Annotated in this window: 21 protein-coding genes; 8 read left to right on the forward strand and 13 right to left on the reverse strand. The window is 64.7% G+C overall.

What is annotated here, in order from left to right; genetic code table 11:
• Positions 1-67: 67 nt before the first annotated feature.
• On the reverse strand, positions 68-850 hold the full coding sequence (locus CBM2588_RS01385) for an SDR family oxidoreductase (protein ID WP_115679037.1): 783 nt from the start codon (positions 848-850) through the stop codon (positions 68-70).
• A 95-nt stretch (positions 851-945) separates the two neighbouring features.
• On the opposite strand from CBM2588_RS01385, the gene CBM2588_RS01390 reads away from it, so the two are divergent.
• The 7 genes from CBM2588_RS01390 to CBM2588_RS01420 all read left to right on the forward strand — a co-directional run bounded on the left by CBM2588_RS01390 (position 946) and on the right by CBM2588_RS01420 (position 6,453).
• Positions 946-1,728, forward strand: coding sequence for a GntR family transcriptional regulator (locus CBM2588_RS01390; protein WP_172583543.1), 783 nt, complete (start codon positions 946-948; stop codon positions 1,726-1,728).
• A 403-nt stretch (positions 1,729-2,131) separates the two neighbouring features.
• Entirely contained in the window at positions 2,132-3,295 is a 1,164-nt protein-coding gene (locus CBM2588_RS01395) for a filamentous hemagglutinin N-terminal domain-containing protein (protein WP_115679038.1), read from the forward strand.
• A 3-nt stretch (positions 3,296-3,298) separates the two neighbouring features.
• On the forward strand, positions 3,299-3,940 hold the full coding sequence (locus CBM2588_RS01400; protein WP_115679039.1) for a hypothetical protein: 642 nt from the start codon (positions 3,299-3,301) through the stop codon (positions 3,938-3,940).
• Positions 3,941-4,186: 246 nt separating this feature from the next.
• Complete coding sequence (locus CBM2588_RS01405) at positions 4,187-4,819, forward strand: hypothetical protein (RefSeq protein ID WP_231942085.1); 633 nt, start codon at positions 4,187-4,189, stop codon at positions 4,817-4,819.
• A gap of 130 nt (positions 4,820-4,949) precedes the next feature.
• Positions 4,950-5,591, forward strand: coding sequence for a hypothetical protein (locus CBM2588_RS01410; RefSeq protein ID WP_115679041.1), 642 nt, complete (start codon positions 4,950-4,952; stop codon positions 5,589-5,591).
• Positions 5,592-5,668: 77 nt separating this feature from the next.
• On the forward strand, positions 5,669-5,998 hold the full coding sequence (locus tag CBM2588_RS01415) for a hypothetical protein (RefSeq protein ID WP_231942086.1): 330 nt from the start codon (positions 5,669-5,671) through the stop codon (positions 5,996-5,998).
• On the forward strand, positions 5,995-6,453 hold the full coding sequence (locus tag CBM2588_RS01420) for a DUF2846 domain-containing protein (RefSeq protein WP_115679042.1): 459 nt from the start codon (positions 5,995-5,997) through the stop codon (positions 6,451-6,453). Before CBM2588_RS01415 ends, CBM2588_RS01420 begins: the two co-directional genes overlap by 4 nt.
• A 111-nt stretch (positions 6,454-6,564) precedes the next feature.
• On the opposite strand, the gene CBM2588_RS01425 is transcribed toward CBM2588_RS01420, so the two are convergent.
• The 10 genes from CBM2588_RS01425 to CBM2588_RS01470 all read right to left on the reverse strand — a co-directional run bounded on the left by CBM2588_RS01425 (position 6,565) and on the right by CBM2588_RS01470 (position 15,320).
• A complete protein-coding gene (locus CBM2588_RS01425) occupies positions 6,565-6,963 on the reverse strand; it encodes a DUF350 domain-containing protein (RefSeq protein WP_115679043.1) in 399 nt (132 codons plus the stop codon).
• A 58-nt stretch (positions 6,964-7,021) separates the two neighbouring features.
• Complete coding sequence (locus CBM2588_RS01430) at positions 7,022-7,744, reverse strand: hypothetical protein (protein ID WP_115679044.1); 723 nt, start codon at positions 7,742-7,744, stop codon at positions 7,022-7,024.
• Between the two features lie 3 nt (positions 7,745-7,747).
• Positions 7,748-8,923 (reverse strand): glutathionylspermidine synthase family protein, encoded by a 1,176-nt coding sequence (locus CBM2588_RS01435; protein WP_115679045.1) that lies wholly within the window; start codon positions 8,921-8,923, stop codon positions 7,748-7,750.
• The gene (locus CBM2588_RS01440; RefSeq protein ID WP_115679046.1) at positions 8,923-10,317 is read right to left on the reverse strand and encodes a saccharopine dehydrogenase NADP-binding domain-containing protein; all 1,395 of its coding nucleotides are present in this window, start codon (positions 10,315-10,317) and stop codon (positions 8,923-8,925) included. Before CBM2588_RS01440 ends, CBM2588_RS01435 begins: the two co-directional genes overlap by 1 nt.
• A gap of 184 nt (positions 10,318-10,501) precedes the next feature.
• Positions 10,502-11,452, reverse strand: a complete 951-nt coding sequence (gene hutG / locus CBM2588_RS01445) for a formimidoylglutamase (RefSeq protein WP_115679047.1) — start codon at positions 11,450-11,452, stop codon at positions 10,502-10,504.
• Positions 11,449-12,210: an amino acid ABC transporter ATP-binding protein gene (locus CBM2588_RS01450; RefSeq protein WP_115679048.1), complete on the reverse strand. Its 762-nt coding sequence runs from the start codon at positions 12,208-12,210 to the stop codon at positions 11,449-11,451. Before CBM2588_RS01450 ends, hutG begins: the two co-directional genes overlap by 4 nt.
• Positions 12,207-12,875 (reverse strand): amino acid ABC transporter permease, encoded by a 669-nt coding sequence (locus CBM2588_RS01455; RefSeq protein WP_115679049.1) that lies wholly within the window; start codon positions 12,873-12,875, stop codon positions 12,207-12,209. Before CBM2588_RS01455 ends, CBM2588_RS01450 begins: the two co-directional genes overlap by 4 nt.
• A gap of 18 nt (positions 12,876-12,893) precedes the next feature.
• A complete protein-coding gene (locus tag CBM2588_RS01460; RefSeq protein ID WP_115679050.1) occupies positions 12,894-13,649 on the reverse strand; it encodes a glutamine ABC transporter substrate-binding protein in 756 nt (251 codons plus the stop codon).
• An 82-nt stretch (positions 13,650-13,731) separates the two neighbouring features.
• The gene (locus CBM2588_RS01465) at positions 13,732-14,526 is read right to left on the reverse strand and encodes an IclR family transcriptional regulator (protein WP_115679051.1); all 795 of its coding nucleotides are present in this window, start codon (positions 14,524-14,526) and stop codon (positions 13,732-13,734) included.
• 134 nt (positions 14,527-14,660) lie between these two features.
• Positions 14,661-15,320, reverse strand: a complete 660-nt coding sequence (locus tag CBM2588_RS01470; RefSeq protein ID WP_115679052.1) for a methyltransferase family protein — start codon at positions 15,318-15,320, stop codon at positions 14,661-14,663.
• Between the two features lie 147 nt (positions 15,321-15,467).
• Between CBM2588_RS01470 and CBM2588_RS01475 the strand changes: the two genes are divergently transcribed.
• On the forward strand, positions 15,468-15,791 hold the full coding sequence (locus CBM2588_RS01475) for a nucleotide pyrophosphohydrolase (protein WP_115679053.1): 324 nt from the start codon (positions 15,468-15,470) through the stop codon (positions 15,789-15,791).
• 19 nt (positions 15,792-15,810) lie between these two features.
• Here the strand turns inward: CBM2588_RS01475 and CBM2588_RS01480 are convergent, their stop codons facing one another.
• Together CBM2588_RS01480 and CBM2588_RS01485 are read right to left on the reverse strand one after the other, a co-directional pair.
• Positions 15,811-16,332 (reverse strand): DUF2938 domain-containing protein, encoded by a 522-nt coding sequence (locus tag CBM2588_RS01480; RefSeq protein WP_115679054.1) that lies wholly within the window; start codon positions 16,330-16,332, stop codon positions 15,811-15,813.
• Entirely contained in the window at positions 16,325-17,218 is an 894-nt protein-coding gene (locus CBM2588_RS01485) for a class I SAM-dependent methyltransferase (RefSeq protein ID WP_115679055.1), read from the reverse strand. The genes CBM2588_RS01480 and CBM2588_RS01485 overlap by 8 nt, the downstream gene beginning before the upstream one ends.
• Between the last annotated feature and the right edge of the window lie 65 nt (positions 17,219-17,283).

The following is a 17,283-nucleotide window of genomic DNA, read 5'->3' on the forward strand; positions in this document are numbered from 1 at the left end:
GGTTCCTTGTCGGTGTTGGTGGTCCGCATCGCGGATAGCCCGCGGTGCAAGGAATGCGAGGGGCGCGCTAGCTGAGCGCCTGGGTCAGTCCGTCGACGACCATTTCCTGCCCGTGCACGCTGGCGGCCTGGTCGCTGCACAGAAAGCGCACCATGTTGGCGATATCGCGCATCGTCACCATGCGTCCCAGCGCCGCCTGCGAGGTGTAGTCGCGCGTCACTTCCTCCAGCGGCTTGCCCAGCGACTCGGCCTTTGCGGCGATCACGGCGCGGATGCGCGGGCCGTCGACCGCCCCGGGCAGCACCGTGTTGACGCGAATGCCATCGGTGCCCAGTTCCAGCGCCAGCGACTTGGTAAAGCCCACCACTGCCCATTTCGAGGCGGAGTAGGCCGAACGGCCCGGCATGCCGAGATGCCCGGCGGCGGAAGACAGGTTGACGATCGACGGCGAGCGACCTTGCCGCAGGCGCGGCACCGCGGCGCGGGCGCACAGGAACTGGCCGGTAATGTTGACGGCCAGCGTGCGTTCCCAGTCGGCCAGCGACAGCGTTTCGACGCCGCCGGTCGGTCCGGCAACGCCGGCATTGTTGACCAGCACGTCAAGGCCGCCAAAAGCCTGGTCCACCGCCTGGAACAGCGCCTCGACGTCGCTTTCCTTCGACACATCGGCCCTGACGGCCACCACGCCCGGCAATTCGGCGCACACGCGTTCCAGTCCGTCGCCGGCCAGGTCGCAGACCGCGACGCGGGCGCCCGCTTCGGCCAGCGCCCGTGCAATTTCCAGCCCGATGCCGCTGGCACCCGCAGTGACCAGCACGCGTTTGCCGGCGAGCGATTCATCCTTCCACATGGTTTCAATCTCCTCAGGGCAGGCCGGTGCCTGCCTTCCGGACGAAGATTAAAACTGTGATCACAGATCAAATATAGAGAATAACCCTATGTGCTATGCTTCGCGGCATGAGCCTGAATGACCTTGTGACGCCTCTCGTCCGCCAGACCCTCAGCCGCGACGTCTACGCGCAGCTGCGCGAGCTGCTGGTCAGCGGCCAGATGATGCCGGGCGAGCAGATTTCCCTGCGCAACATCGCTGCCGCACTGGGCGTCAGCGTCATGCCGGTGCGCGAAGCGGTGCACCGGCTGGTCGCCGAACAGGCCCTCGAACTCACGCCCAACCGCGCGCTACGCGTGCCACGCATGAGCGTCAGCCAGTTCGAGGAAATCACCAAGATCCGGATCGAACTCGAAGGGCTCGCCACCGCGACCGCGGCCGAACGCATCACCGACGAGGAACTGAAGCAGGTGCAGACCCTGCACCGCCGCTTTGCCGAAGAGATGGCCAAGCGCAATCCCGACGGCGCCGATGTCATCGCCGCGAACCAGGCCTTTCACTTTGCCGTCTACGCGGCGGCGCGCATGCCGATCCTGCTGCAGATGATCGAGTCACAGTGGCTGCGCATCGGGCCGATCCTGAACCATGACCTGCGCTCGGGGTCGCGACGGGTGGAGGAACGCGTCGCGGTCAAGCATCACGACAAGCTGGTCGAGGCGCTGCGCAAGCATGACGGTGCGGCGGCTTGTGCGGCGCTGCGCGGGGATATCGAAAGTGCGGCGGTTTATATTGTCTCGGCGGGGGTGCTGGTGAATGCGGAGACGCCTGAGGGGACGGCCGCAGCGCCGATGGCTGTGAAACCCGGTACTAAGGCAGGGCGTGCCGGGGTGAAGGGCTGATCTGCGCCTGCTATGTCGTGTTGTCACACATATCAGCAAGCCTATAAAAATGGCCTGCATCAAAGGTCAGGCTGATATGTTTCGATGTTGCAGTGTCTTCGAGATTCCGTTGAAGTCATCCAACAAAATGTAAGGTTCGATACGGATTAGGAAGCGTCCTATATTCGCCCTAGAGTCCGCTTGTTACTTTCGCCCCAAACTTAGCGCGGCGAATAGCGCTACGGACGTCATGAAGTAACCGCTATGTCTCCGTAGTGACCAGGAACTGAGGCCGCGCCCATTCAGCAAGACGGGAGCGCGGACAGTGGGTCAAGTACGGGCAAGTACGTATCAGAATGTGGCGCCAGGGCGCGCCATAGCCGCATGGCCCTGCATCACGGCTGTGGGTCTCGCCGCCGTGTCAATGGCTGCCACCGCATTGGCTGCCGGTGTCGTCCCAGACGGCGGCACCGCCACCACAGCCACCACCGGCGTCAATGGCCGCATCACCGTCGGCGTCGCTGATCCCATTGGCGGTGTCTCGGCCAATACCTACCGCGAATTCAATGTCCCTCGCGCCGGGGTCGACCTGGACAACAACGCGGCGCGTGCCCGCACCATCCTGAACCAGGTCACAAGCACCAACCCATCGCTGTTGGAGGGACCGCTCTCTGTACTGGGGGCGCGTGCGAACGTCCTGATCAGCAATCCGAACGGCGTCAGCGTCAATGGCCTTGTGGTGCGGAACGTCGGCAATCTCGCCCTTGCTACCGGTCAGGTCAGCTTCAACGATTTCACCACCGCCAATGGCCAGTTGCAGCGCAACCTGGTGCTCAGCACCAGCGAGGGTGCGATCGACATCGGGGCGGAAGGCCTGTCCGGCACGTTGCTGAATCTGGAACTGGTCGCCAGGCACATCCGCGTGGGCGGCACGGTGGAGAACCTGTACGGCGATCCGAACGCACGCGTGCGAGTCGTCGCCGGTGCAAGCCGGGCTGAGATCGACACCAGCTTCTCTCCTACCGACAACCTCACGCCGTGGATCGACTATTCGGCACCTGCCATCAATCCTGGTGGAGGTATCGCGCTCGACATCACCGGTGCGGGCAGCCTCTCTTCCGGCCGGATCGAGATGATGGTGACCGACCAGGGCGCGGGCGTGCGCCACGCCGGTTCCGCCTTTGCGACCGCAGGAGACTTTCTGGTCTCCGGGACCGGGGACCTGCAGTTGGCTTCCGGACGTATCAAGGCGAAACAGGATGTGCTGATCGGCAGCGGCGGCCTAACTGGCGCCGGCGATATCAGCGCTGGCCGTCATCTGCAGATTGATTCGGACCGGGTCAAGCTTGCCGGAAGCATTGCGGCGGGCACGGGCACGGCTGGGGACCTGGTAATCGGGTCCGCGGGCCAGGTGCATGGCCAGCCGCTGCAGTTTACGGATACGACGCTCACCGCCAGCGGTGGCGTTGGTCTCTTCGATGCCGGCACAGGTATTGGCCTTAGCGGTGTCCGGGCAAGCGCAGGAGGCAATGTCCTGATCAAGGCTCCGAGGCTGACAACGGCAGCGGGCATTGCAACCCACGGATGAAAAATGACGGCAGCTAAGTTATGTGTCGGGATGATGACTCTTGGTTGTGTCGCTTGTCTTCATTCGCCGCCGAATTACCCCGGTGCCGGAGGCAATAATCTCGATCCGGCTCAGTATGTAGCGGCAGAGTGCCCGAATTTGAGTGGGCGTTACCAAGGCGTTGGTGAGCTCGTAGAGGGGGATGCATCAGCGCAACAAGCAGCGCGGACATGGAGAATTTCAAACGTATTTCCCTTTCGGGACAATAATCAAGCGCAGGAGGTGCTGGCGGCGTCCCGATCGAGCGATGGCCGGTACGCCGCCCCTGCTTACACACTCGTGACCATGGCAACCCGTATTGCGAAGCTCAATTTACATTTTGAGAACGGGAAATCGATTGAGTATCTTTCCTCCTTTGAAGACAAGGGGAGATTCGTGTGTACTGGTCCATATGGAGTAATTTCTTGGGGAGGGGCGAGCGAAGGTGGGCGATCTGAGTACGGGCCGAATCGCTCCGACTCTGTTGTCACGCTTTATCTGGATCCTTCTGGAAACCTCATTCTTGAACGGGGCATGCAGGTCCATATGCGCCTACGGCTAGGATTGATTCCTACGGGAACAGCCAAGTACTTCGCCATCTATCGATTTAAACGGCTACCGGATTGAGGGTGCCGCTTGTGCCCTTGCTGCACGTCCCTGAGCGACGTAATTTGGACTGCCGATAGCTGGGTATCGGGTATAGGTTTTCACCGCCCGTTTTTCGGGGGATGGTTGAAGCCGAGCCCACTATTCGAAGGATGGCAAATGAATCGAACAGGCGCGTCGCAACATTGTCAATTCAATATGGTATCGGTATCGACTGATTGGCTTTCCGTAACCTGAGCCGGAAGCTAAAGGTACTAAATGAGTCGAGTGAAATTCGTCGTTCTCCTGTTGGTCAGCGCCTGTTCGGGGTGCTTCCACTCTCCCCCCAACTATCCCGGTGGGGGTGGAGAGAACATCGACCCTTCTTACTATGTTGATGCAGCATGCCCCGAATTGACTTGTCAATATGATGGGAGAGGAGAACTACTGGACGGTGATGCGACTGCGCAAGGCTGGGCGAGAACTCGGCGCTTAGACAATGTATTCCCATTTGTGCGTACCGAAGAGGTGTCTGCAATCGACGAGGCTTCTAGGTCTGATGCGGGGCACTTCCAATACCCAAAATACGGACAAGTTTCACGGATCAGTGAGCGCATTTTTCGAAGTAGGTTCACGTACCCCAATGGAAAAGCTGCAGTTCAACGGTTCTTCTTTGAGGACAAGAACCGCTTCGTTTGCACCGGAGCTGAGGGGAAAATAGCCTGGGGTGGGTCGAGCAAGGGTGGTCGTTCCGAGTTCGGACCAAATACGTCCGATTCAATGGCTGTGCTTTACATCGATGATCATGGCGACCTCATCTATGAGAAGTCCACGCAGATTCACACGAATATGTTGTTTGGTGCCATTCCTACTGGAACGGTAAAGCACTTTGCCAAGTATCGATTCAAGCGGATTCGATAAAGGCGGCTTAAACCAAAAGGGTGTTAAAGCGCCAGATAGCAGCGTGTCTGCTGCGTGTTTGGCCTTGCTTAGTCAGTAGGGATAGATTGTTCTGCTTTCCACAACTGGACCACCACTCTAAAGAAGCTGAATGAATGGATTGATAATCAGTGCAGTGGTTCCCTTGATGTGTTGGGGGTGCCTTCATTCGCCGCCAAATTACCCCGGCGCCGGCGGTAACAATATTGATCCGGCCGACTACGCTAGCGTTGCTTGCCCCGACCTGAGTGGCAAGTATGAGGGCAGAGGCGAACTCTTGGATGGGGACGCCACGGCTCAAGGATGGGCCAAGACTAGGCGCATCGACTATGTCTTTCCATTTGCCAGTAATGCAGAGGCGATGAAATTTATGAGCGCTGCAAGATCTGATGCAGGCCGCACCTCGTATCCGACATACGGAGAAGTGACGAGGATCGCCGAGCGGATATTCCAAGTCAGCGTGAACTATGAGAATGGAAAAAGCGCATCACGCACGCTATTGTTCGAAGACAAAAACAGATTCGTATGTACTGGTTCCCATGGGAAGATCATATGGGGAGGCGCTAGCGAAGGTGGCAGATCCGAATTCGGACCGAACACCACGGATTCGATGGCGATGCTCTACCTCGATGACCAAGGAAATCTGGTTTCGGAAGATTCGATGCAGGTTCACATGAGCCTGCGGCTTGGTGGAATTCCAACTGGCACGGCCAAGCACTTTTCAAAATATCGATTCAAACGGTTACCTGAGTGAAATCGTCATTTCCACACCACATTCGGCAATATGGACTTGCTGCTGGATGCTGCCTGGCGCTTGCTGCCTGTGCCCCGATGATTGCAACGGCCCCATCGGCTATCGAGGTCACCCAACCAAGCGCGGCCGCCCGACGCATCCAGATCCTGACCGCTACAACCATCAAACTTGACACTGGCTATTCCCGCACGCTGCCTGAAAAGTCAGTCTGGTCGAAAGCTGGCCGCGTTCCGCAGGGCGATGTCTTCCGGCCTGTCGGCACCATCTTCACCATCGAAGGCCGCCAGGTACACGAAGCCTACCTGGTCATCCATAACCAGACCCTGGTGGGCTTCTATTTGCCCGGGGAACACAACTATTCCCCGCTATCCACCGCAGTACCTTTGAACTTGGGAGAATCAGAATGAAACGGGTCGCACGCATGCTGATCGCTGGACTTGCAGTGTCGTCACTGCTGGCTGGATGCGCTTCGGGTGTAAAACACGCCGACATGGAGGCGTCGATCCCGACGCTGAAGCAGGGTGACGGCCGGGTGTACTTTCTGCGCTCGGCATCAATGTTCGGCGCGGCGATTCAACCGGATCTTCGTCTAAACAATGAGGTGGTCGGCGAGTCGAAGCCCGGCGGTTTCTTCTTTGTGGATCGCCCCGCCGGCAAGTACGTGGCGTCGGCTTCGACCGAAACCGAAAAGACGCTGAGCTTCGTCCTTGACGCCGGCGAGACGAAGTACGTGCGCAGTTCACCGTCGATGGGCTTGATGGTGGGCCGCGTCGTGCTGGAACTGGAGACGCCTGAGAAGGCCAAGGCAGATCTCGCATCGCTGAGCTACACCGGCGACGTAGTCAAGGCGCCGGCGAAGTAAGCGGCGCGGCCGCTCCCCAGGGTCTCCGTCGGGGAGCGTGGGAGGTAAGCGCTTGTGTCAGCGCGGAGCGGCGATATTGGTCGAGGGGCTTCGGATTCTCTCGATTTCGCCTCACGTCAAACAAGCCGCATTCACCACGCCCACCGACAACGAAATCACCCCCATCACCGCCCCCACCCCGCGGTTATCACTTGAGATCGCCTCACTGACACCCCCCAGCGCCCGCGCCGCCACCAGGTAAGCCAGCACCTGCACCGCAAACGCCCCAAACGCCCACAGCAAGAACATCGCAAACGTAGCGTTGTGCTGAATGCTCGACGACAACGTCAGCGAGAACCCCAGCACCGCTCCACCCAGTGACAACGCTGCCGCGATATTGCCCTCGCGGATCAGCGTGAATTCCCGATGCGGCGTGACGCGCGTATAGACCAGCAGGAACAGCCCCAGCATGGCAAAGCCGGTGACGATGTAGATCAGGTAGGCAAGCGCCGGATGCATGGTATTGACCATTGGATGGACTCGTTGTCGGTTGTCAGGGGGATGCGGGATGGCGTTTGGCGCGGGCACTTCAGCCGCCGCCGGAGCGGCCGGAGCTGCCGAAGCGGCTGGTGAAGCCGCCGCGCGATACCACCGGTGCGCGCGATACGGCCGCGGAGCGCATGGTCAGGCCCATGGAGCGCCCGCCGCCGAGTGAGCTGCGGCGTACGGTGGCTTCTTCCACCATGGCGGCGCGCGGGGTGGCGTTGGTGAAGGATTGCGTGGGCGTGCCGTTGCGGTCGTAGACCTGCATCGGGCGCAGCGGGCCCGACGTCATATCGCGCTGGGTCTGGCTGCCGTTGGGGTGGTAGACGGTGCCGCTGGCTGTGTAGTACGGGCCGTACCAGCGTGCGTAGTACGCGCTGCTGCTGTGCGTGGTGCCTGAGCCGGCGGCTTCGCTGGCGGGGGCGTTGAGGCTGGAACTGTAGATGGTGCTGGGGTCGTCGATCGGCACACTTTCGCAGTCGTTGGGCGTGTTCCAGTCGGCCTCGCAGTCTTCCAGCGTGGCGTAACTGGCGCGGCGCACGGTGATGCCCGGATCATCATCGGCGTCGTCGCTGCAGGAGCCGAGCACGGCCACGCCGGCGACCACGGCGCAGGCGCCGACGATCCACAGCGCGGGCGAGCCGCCCTGCTTTTTCTGTTCGGCCTGGTAGGCGGCGATGCGCGGCGACGGGCCGCCGGAGCCGCCCCTTCCGGGCATGTATGGGCTGCCGTACTTGGAGCGCTTGGTGCCCTTCTTCTTGTTGGCCATGGCTTACGCGTGGGTGAAGTAATGGGGGACGAAGAAGCTGGTGTTCTTGGCGATGGGCCCGGATTCTTCGCGCACGCACAGGCCGCTGGGCACGTCGTCGACGATCCAGACGCCCAGCGTGGTGTAGCGCCCGTCAAAGCGCCGCGCCGGTTCGTAGGCCTGGTAGATGAAGCCTTCTTCGCCATACTCGCCGGGGTTGTGGACGCGCTCGCCCTCGGGGGTGAGCAGCGTCACGCTTTCGCCTTCGCGTGACAGGAAGGGCTTTTTCGCGTGCGGCTTGCCGGCGAAGTGGCCGGGGTCGAAGCTGGCTTCGATCAGGTTGGGATGTCCCGGGAACAGGTCCCACAGGATCGGCAGGATGGCCTTGTTGGACAGCACCGCCTTCCACGGCGGCTCGACCCAGCGCACGGGGCTGTGCGCGAGCTGGTCGCGGTAGTCGGAGGTGGCCATCCATTCCCACGGGTAGAGCTTGAACACGACTTCCATCGGCACGTTGTCGGCATCGTAGAAGTTGCCGCGGCCGTCGGTGCCGATCTCCTGCAGGTCGACCAGCTTGACCGCCCAGCCGGCCTGCAGCGCGGTGTCCATCAGGTACTCGGCATTGCAGACGTCTTCCTGGCTGTCGAACATGCACGCAAGGTGCAGCAGGCTGGCGTTGCGGTAGTGGTTGCGCAGCCATTGCCAGCGCGCCACCAGTGCGTCGTGCAGGCTGTTGAACTGGTCGGCCTGCGGCTGCACGGCGTCTTTCCAGTACCACTGCGCGACGGCGGATTCGATCAGCGATGTCGGGGTGTCGGCGTTGAACTCGTACAGCCTGGGCACGCCGTGCGGGTCCAGCGTCATGTCGAAGCGGCCGAACAGCGTGGGCTCGTCGCGGTCCCACGAGGTGCGGATCAGTTGCGCGAAGTCCGCGTCGATCGCCAGGCGCGCGAACAGGTCGTGGTCGATCACATGCTGCACGGCTTCCAGGCAGCGCTGGTTCAGGTCGTACGCGGCGGCATAGAGCGTTTCCACCTCCTGCTTGCTGAAGGCGTAGGCGGCGTCTTCGCGCCAGTAGAAGAAGGTGTTGTCATCGACTTCGCGCGGGACGTTGAACTCGTCCAGCGAATGGAAGTGGAAGCCCACCTTCTCGAGTTCGCGCGGCCAGTTGCGGCGAGGGGTTTGCGGGATGCGTTGCATCAGCAGGCTAGCGTCAGGAGAGCGGGATCGGACCGGACCGTGGCATCGTCCAGCAGAAAGTCGGTGAAGGCGAGCGAGCTGGCGCCGGGCCGGGGCAGCCAGTCGGTGAAGGCGAGGCTCAGCGGCGCCCACCAGTGCGCGGCATCGGCCAGCACCGGGCCGAAGTCGAGCGCATCGGATTCCACCACGCCACGCGACGGATTGGCCAGCATCCACTGCATGCCGGCGACCAGGCTCGAAGCCACCTGCAGGCTGGTGGCGGTGTTGTACGGCGCCAGCGCGCGCGCGCGCTGCACCGACAGGCGCGAGCCATGCCAGACCGCGCCGTGCCGGCTGCTCATCAACAGTACGCCGAGTTCGTCTTCGCCGCACTGGATCTCGTCGCGCAGGATGCGTTCGCCGCGCACGCGCGGGGCGGCGCGGTCGTCCAGCCATTGCATCGAGGCCTGCGTGGCGGTGGTGGGGCGATAGGCGTAGTAGACGGTGGGGCGATACAGCGGCTGGCCGGCGCGGGTGTCGGTCAGGTACTCGGCGATCGAGATCGATTCGTTGTGCGTGATCAGGCAGGCATCGAACGGGCCGTGCACCGGCGACCACGAGCGCACGCGGGTGCGATGGCCCGGCCGGTCCAGCGCGATCGCCACGCCGCTGCCGTAGTCGTGGCGGTAGCCAGCGGGCGGCAAGCGGGGTTCATGGCTGCCCCAGCCGAGTTCGGCGTCCTGCAGGCATTCGGTGATAAAGCCTTCGGCGGACCAGGTGTTGGCGAACTCGCCGTCGCGCGGATAGCCAGGCGCCTGCTGGCTGTCGTATTCGGCGACCTGGATCACGCGCACGTCCAGCGCGCGCGCCAGCGCGGCCCAGCCGGCGCGATCCCGGGGTTCCGGCCGATCCATGCCCGCCTTGCCGGCCAATGCCATCAGCGCGGACTTGACCAGCACCGAGACCAGCCCGGGATTGGCGCCATGCGCGACCAGCGCGGTCGGCAGCGCCTCGCGGCCGCGGGCGAAGGCCAGCATCTCGTGGCGCAGCGCGTAGTTGCTCAGGTGCGAGGCCCGCGGATCGGCGGCGTAGTCCCAGGGCTCGATGCCGGCATCGACATAGAACGCGCCGTGCGCCTGCGCCAGTGCAATCAGGTCGCGGCTGCAGACGGACGGGGCCAGGTTCAGCAGGAAGGCGCCGGGCCGCAGCAGCGGGGCCAGCATGGTTTCGTAGTTGGCCGCGGTGATGGTGGCCTGGATGGCTTGCAGCTTGTGGCGGGCGACCAGTTGCTGGCGCGCGCGGTCCAGCACGCGGTCGACCACGGAGATCGCTGCCCCCGGCCAGGCCCGCTCCAGCAGCGGTAGCACGGCCTGGCCGATGCAGCCAAAACCGACGATGACGATTTGTTCGATCACGCAGACCCTTCCGCCCGAGCAACGGCAAGCGGCGGATCCCCGCACGCGGCATCGGCCGCGCCGGCGCAGGACTGCCCTTGCCTGGCTTTATCAATTCTGATCAGAATCGCTAAATCTAGCGAAGGGCAATACTATCGCCGCGCGCGGCGGCTGCCAACTGCCGGCAGGGTCCCTGGCCGGCGCTTCAGCGCAGCAGGCGCCAGGCCAGCCGCGCCGCCACGCGCGCGCCCAGGTGGTCGCGGTCGTACTGGGGGTTGTACTCCGCCAGGTCGGCCACGCGCAGCTTGCCGCTGCGGCGGACCAGCCGCGCCACTTCCTCGACCACCGGCAACGGCACGCCGTAGGCGGCGGGCGCCGACACGCCCGGCATCACCGCGCCTGGCAGCGCGTCGAGGTCGATGGTGAGGTACACGTGGTCCGCGGCATCGATGCGGGCGGACAACTCCGCCAGCCGTGCTGCCAGGTGGCGTTCCTGCATGTCGACGTCTTCGACGTAGCTGACGCCCAGCGCCTCGGCGCGACCGAACAGCGCCGGCGTGTTGCTGAGGCGGCTGACGCCCAGGCAGACATAGTCGAACGGCTGGCCGCGCCCGGCGCAGGCATGGGCGATCTGGTCGAACGGCGTGCCGGAGCTGGCGGGCCGGCTGGTGCGCAGGTCGAAGTGGGCGTCGATATTGATGATCAGCACGCGACCAGCATCGTCCTGCGCATCCAGGTGCGCACGCAGGCCCTGCCACGTGCCCCACGCCACTTCATGGCCGCCGCCCAGCACCAGCGGAAAGCCGCCACGCGCCAGCACCGCCTGGACGGCGCCGGCCAGCGCCTGCTGGGCCGTTTCCAGCTCGCCGTCGTCGCAGCTGACATTGCCGCCGTCGTACAGCGCCGGCAAGCCGTGCGCCGGCACGTTGGCCAGCGCCTGCCGGATGGCGTCGGGGCCGTGGGCGGCGCCGGGGCGGCCCTGGTTGCGCAGCACGCCGGCATCGCAGCGGAAGCCGAGCAATACCGGCGCGTGCTCCAGCGGCGCGATGTCCGCGGGGTCCAGCGCCTGCACGATGCGGAACAGCCGCGTGGTGTCGCCCTGCTCGCCGTGGTCGATACGGCCCTGCCAGGGGTTTTGCGTCACTGCCATCCTCATGCCCGCGTCAGCACCGCCTGCAGGAAGCCGCGCGTGCGTTCCTGCGTCGGCGCGGAGAAGATCACCGACGGCGGCCCGGCCTCGATGATGCCGCCGCCGTCCATGACCACGACCACATCGGCCACTTCGCGGGCAAAGCCCATTTCATGGGTGACCACGACCATGGTCATGCCTTCGGCGGCCAGCACCTTCATCACCTGCAGCACTTCGCCCACCAACTCGGGGTCCAGCGCGGAGGTTGGTTCGTCGAACAGCATCACGCGCGGCTCCATCGCCAGCGCGCGGGCGATGGCCACGCGCTGCTTCTGGCCGCCGGACAGGCTGGCCGGCATGGCGTGGGCCTTGTGTGCCAGGCCGACTTTCTCGAGCAGGCTCATTGCCTTGCGCTCGGCGTCGTCGCGCGAGACGCCGCGCAGCATGCGCGGTCCCACCGTGACGTTGTGCAGCACCGACAGGTGCGGGAACAGGTTGAACGACTGGAACACCATGCCCACTTCGGTGCGCAGCTGGTTCAGCCCCTGCTCGTCGATCAACTGGCCGTCGGTCACCAGGCGCTTGCCAACGATGTCGATGGTGCCGGCCTCGGGCTGCTCCAGCCCGTTGCAACAGCGCAGGAAGGTGCTCTTGCCGGAGCCGCTGGGGCCGATCACCACCACCACCTGCGACGGTTCCACGTCGAAATCGATGCCGCGCAGCACCGCGTGGCTGCCGAACGATTTGCCCAGGTTGCGGATCCGGATGATTGCGGAATCGCTCATTGCACCATGCCTCCCATGCGCAGCCGTTGTTCGGCGCGGCGCAGGATCAGCCCGGCCGCGCTCGTCAGGATCAGATACACCAGCGCGATCGCCAGGTAGACCTCCAGCGACCGGTACGACACGCTGATGATCTTCTGGCCCTCGTGCATCAGGTCGGCGATGGTCAGCAGCGACACCAGCGCCGAGTTCTTGATCAGCGCGATGAACTCGTTGCCCAGCGGCGGGATCATCCGCACGATGGCCTGCGGCAGGATGATTGCGCGCATGGCCTGGCCGGACGACATGCCGATCGAGCGCGCGGCTTCCATCTGGCCCTTGTCGACGGACTGGATCGCGCCGCGCACGATCTCCGAGACATAGGCGCCGGAATAGATGCCCAGCCCGATCACGCCGCACACAAAGGCCGGCAGCAGGATGTTGAACTGCGGCAGCCCGAAGAACAGCAGGAACAGCTGCACCAGCAGCGGCGTGCCGCGGATAAAGGTTACATAGGCGGTGCAGATGCCGTAGATGACGCGGCGCCTGGGGTCCAGCCGGCCGATGCCGACCAGCAGGCCCATCACGCAGCCCAGCACCAGCGCGCAGGCCGTCACCTGCACGGTGATGACGGCGCCGTGCAGGATGTCAGGCCACCCGGCGAAGACGGGAGAAAAATCCAGTTCCATAATGTCGGTCCGCGTGGCTTACTTGGCGGCCGCGCCGAACCACTTCTGGGTCAGCTTGGCGTAGGTGCCGTCGGCCTTGAGCTTGGCCAGTGCGGCATTCAGCGCGCGGGTCAGCTCGGGCGTGTCCTTGCGCACGGCCATGCCGTACTCCTCGGTGGTCAGCTGCTGTTCCACCACGCGCAGGCCGCCGCGGGTCCTGACGTACTGCATCGCGGCCGGCTTGCCGGTCACGGCGGCATCGGCGCGGCCGATCTCGACCAGGTTGAACATTTCCTGGTTCTTCTCGACTTCCACGCGCTGCACCTGCGGATAGGTGTCGCGCAGGAAGCTGACCGACTTGGTCCCCACCTGCACGCTGACCTTCTTGCCGTTCAGGTCTTCCGGCTTGTTGATGGTGGCGTTGCCGCTCTTGACCAGCGCCACCAGGCCGCCGGTGTAGTAGGGCTCGGTAAAGTCCACCACCTTGCGGCGCTCCGGGGTGATGTAGATGCCGGATACGGCCATGTCGAAGCGGCGCGAGACCAGGCCCGGGATCAGGCCCTTGAAGTCGATGTTGGTCCATTCCACCTGCTTGCCCATGGTCTTGGCCATGGCCTCGACCAGCTCGACGTCAAAGCCGGTGCGCTTGCCGTTCTCGATGAATTCCATCGGCGGGAAGGTGGCGTCGGTGGCCACGCGCAGCACGTTGCTGTCCTGCGCGTGCGCGGCGGCGCCGAAGGTCAGTCCGGCCACGGCCGAGAGGGCGGCGATCAGGCATTTGCGACGAAGGTTCATGGGGGTCTCCTTTTTTCCGGGAACGGGAAATCTGCCGTCGCGCGGGTCTGCGGACGGTGCGGTAAAGATTGCCTGGCTGTTTTCAGTAAGACTGCAGCCGTGCGGAAATCCGCATGGCTGCCGCCAAGGTCATGTCGATCAGCGCGCTTTCGCGCCCTTGCCGGCGTGTGGCCGGCACCATCAGCGTGATCGAGCCCAGCGCGTCGGCCTTGGCCCGCCGCGAGAACAGCGGCGCGCTCACGCCCCACACGCCGGGGTCCACTTCGCCCTCGCTGACGGCATAGCCGGTGGCGCGGATCGCAGCGAGTTCCGCCAGCAGCTTTTCCGCTTCCGCCGGCTCGCACTGGGCCCGTACCACGCGCTCGCGCGCGTCGTCGCGCATGAAGGCCAGCAGCGACTTGGCCGACGCGCCCGCGCGCAGCGGCACGCCGCGGCCCTTCTCGAACGAGCAGCGCAGCGACTGGCGGCTCTCCACCATCTCCAGGCACACCGCGTGGTCCTTGACCGCGACGACCAGGCCGACGCTTTCATCCGACTGCTGCGCCAGCAGCCGCATATCGGGCACCGCTTCACGGGCCAGGTGCGAGGCCATGTCGAAACCGAGCGCCAGCTGCAGGCTGATCGGGCCCGGCGCGTATTCGCCGTCGGACTCGAGCACGAAGCCCCAGCGCTTGAGCAGCATCAGCTGGCGGTAGAGCGTGCTCTTGGGCAGGCCGGTCCTGGTTACCAGCTCGCGCACCGTGATCGGTGATCCGTGCTGCGCCAGCGCGGCCAGCACGAAAAGCACGCGATCGGCGCCGCCGGCGGGCTGGGCGGATTCGACGGAGGCGGGAGCCGCCGGCTCCGGGGCGGTGGTTGGGTCGACTGCATTCAACATGGGGCCCAAGAATAGGACCGGATTCCCGGAAATCAAAACCGCCAGTCCCGGAAAATGGGAATGCGTGCCTAGGGATAACCCTTGGTGGATCGCAATTTGATGGGTGGGGTGCGCGCGGCGCCGCTTCGCGGTAGTCAGTAAATCCCGGGCAGCATCCGCCAGGTACGCGCGCAATAGGACGCATACGCGTCGCCGAACTGGTCGCGCAGCAGCGCTTCTTCCGCCCGGATGCGTGCCAGCAGCGGCGGCACCATCAGCAACGTCAGCAGCACCCCCACGCCGGAGCGGAAGGCCAGCACCCATCCCAGCGAACTGACCAGGAAGCCGAGGTAGCTGGGATGCCGGATCACGCCGTAGATGCCGGTGGTCACCAGCGTGTGCCCGGGCTGGATCGCCACCAGCCCGCTGAAGCGATTGCCCAGCACGAACACCGGCCACAGCCGAAGCACGCCGCCGCCGGCGAACATGGCCACGCCGGCCCAGCGCATGGTGTCGCCGTCGATCGTCCAGACGCCGAGGCGGTCGGTAAAGGGTGGCAGGTAGGCCGCCAGCAGCCCCAGCACGCCGAACACGGCCAGTACCCAGCGGTTGCCGCGGTCCTCGCGCATGCCGCTGCTGATGTTGCCGCCGGAAAAGACTGCCGCAATGGCGAGAGCAAAAAGGACCAGCGTCAGCGCGACGCGAGCCGGGTGGGCAAAGAACGGCCCCGGGCCGCCCCAGCCGGCAATGGCGATGGCCAGGTAGGCAAGCGTGCCGGCCAGCGTGGCCATGGTCAGGCCGGGAGTCGGGCGCATGGGAAACCTCCGTGGCGACGGTAGATGCACAAGCGGAAGGGTAAGCCCGGGGCGGCGCGCATGTCGAGGGCGGCCGGCTCGTGCTTAAATCAGCGTTTAGCGCCCGCCGGATACCTGCGCGCAGCGAAACACTATCGCCACATCCCCATGCCGCTGATCGATATCAAGAACCTCCAGCAAGCCGCCTACGACTTCGGCGAAGCCCGTCACTGGGGCAAGTACCACAGCCCCAAGAACCTCGCGATGGCACTGAGCGTCGAGGTCTCCGAACTGGTCGAGATCTTCCAGTGGCAGACCGAGGACGAATCGCGCGCCATCATGTCCACGGCCAAGCGCGAGCATGTGGAGCAGGAGCTTGCGGATATCACCATCTACCTGACCCAGCTGGTAACGGCGCTCGGCGTGGATTTGGACGCCGCGGTGCGGGCGAAGATGGAAATCAATGCGAAGAAGTATCCGGTGCCGGAGTGAATCGCACAGGCGGGTGCGATTACGCCAATGACCAATTGGGATCGGCGATCAGCCGTGCCACCCACCCCGCCACATACATCCCCACGCCAAAAACCACATGCGTCACCAGGCTATGCACCCGCGCGACATTCGGCCGTGGCGTGCGGCTGGCCGCAATGCCAGCGCCCATTGCGGGCTGCAGCAGCAGGAAAGGCGCGGCGACGCTGGCGATGCCGACGATCAGGGCCGGTGCCAGCGTAGGCTGGCGTGCCCAGTCCAGGCCCCATAACGCCAGCAGTATCCCCGCGAACGCGATGCCGGTCAGGTAATGCGCGATCCAGCCGATGGCCTGCTCGCCGCGCACCGGTGGCGTTGCGGCGATGGGTTGATGGTGGACACGTCCACGCGGGAGCCAGGCAAGCCAGCGGCCGACCAGGCCATAGTTCAGCGCAGGCACGCCGAGCAGACGTTTGCGCAGGATGGCCCAGGCATCCATGACCAGCGTGGCGCCGGTGCCGATGACCGCGGCATGGAGCAGCATGGCAGTGGTGTGATCAGGCATGGTTGGTGTCCCGGCAATTGAGCGAAACAGCCGCGGTCGCGCGCGCCGTGATGGTCCAGCACGCCGCGGTGTAGCGCACGGTGTCGCCATGCACGTAGGGCTCGAACGCGGCGCGCACGGTTGTGGCGACGCGCTCGCGCGTGGTGGCGTCCGCCCCTTGCAGTGCCAGCCCGACCGGGCCGAGACGCGACAGGTAGCTGGCCAGCGCCGACTCCGGCAGCGTGCAGGTCACGTCGGTCGGTCGGATGGCGATATCGCCCCAGCCGCTCGCTTGCAGGATCGTCGACACGCGTTCGCGGTCGCCGAAGGCAAACTGGCCCGGCGCGCCGGGCTGCCGTGGCGGCAGGTTCGGCAGCAGCGGGGCGGCGGCGCGCTCGGCGGTGGTCATGAAGGGGTTCTCGGCGGCGCTGCGCCAGGCGATGCAGTGCAGCGTGGCGTCCGACGTCGCGGCCCAGCGCAGGTTGGCGAACGCGCGCACCGGGTCGCTGAAGAACATCACGCCCAGGCGCGACACGATCATGTCGAAGCTCGCCGGCGCGAAGGCGTGCTCCTGCGCATCGGCGTGGATAAAGCTTGCGTTGATGCCCTCGCGTTGCGCGCGGGACTGCGCGGCGGCGAGCATCGGCGCGGAAATGTCGATGCCGGTGCAATGGCCTTTCTCACCCAGGCGCCGCGCCAGCGCCAGCGTGGTGCTGCCGGTGCCGCAGCCGACATCGAGGATGCGTTGCGCCGCGGCGTTGCCGGCGGCCTGGACCAGCTGCTCTTCCAGTGGCCGGAACATGTCGTCCAGCAGGCCCTGGTGCTCCACCCACGCCTGGCCGGAGGCGCCGTTCCACAGTGCGGCCTGCTCGCCGCCGTTGCTGCTGGTTTGCCGTTGTTCACCCATGGTCGTATCCCCTCGCGTGGCTGGAAGCTACACTGTGCCAGTTCAAGTCGACTTGAGGTCAAGCG

The sequence above is a fragment of the Cupriavidus taiwanensis genome, from assembly GCF_900250075.1.
Classification (GTDB): domain Bacteria; phylum Pseudomonadota; class Gammaproteobacteria; order Burkholderiales; family Burkholderiaceae; genus Cupriavidus; species Cupriavidus taiwanensis_C.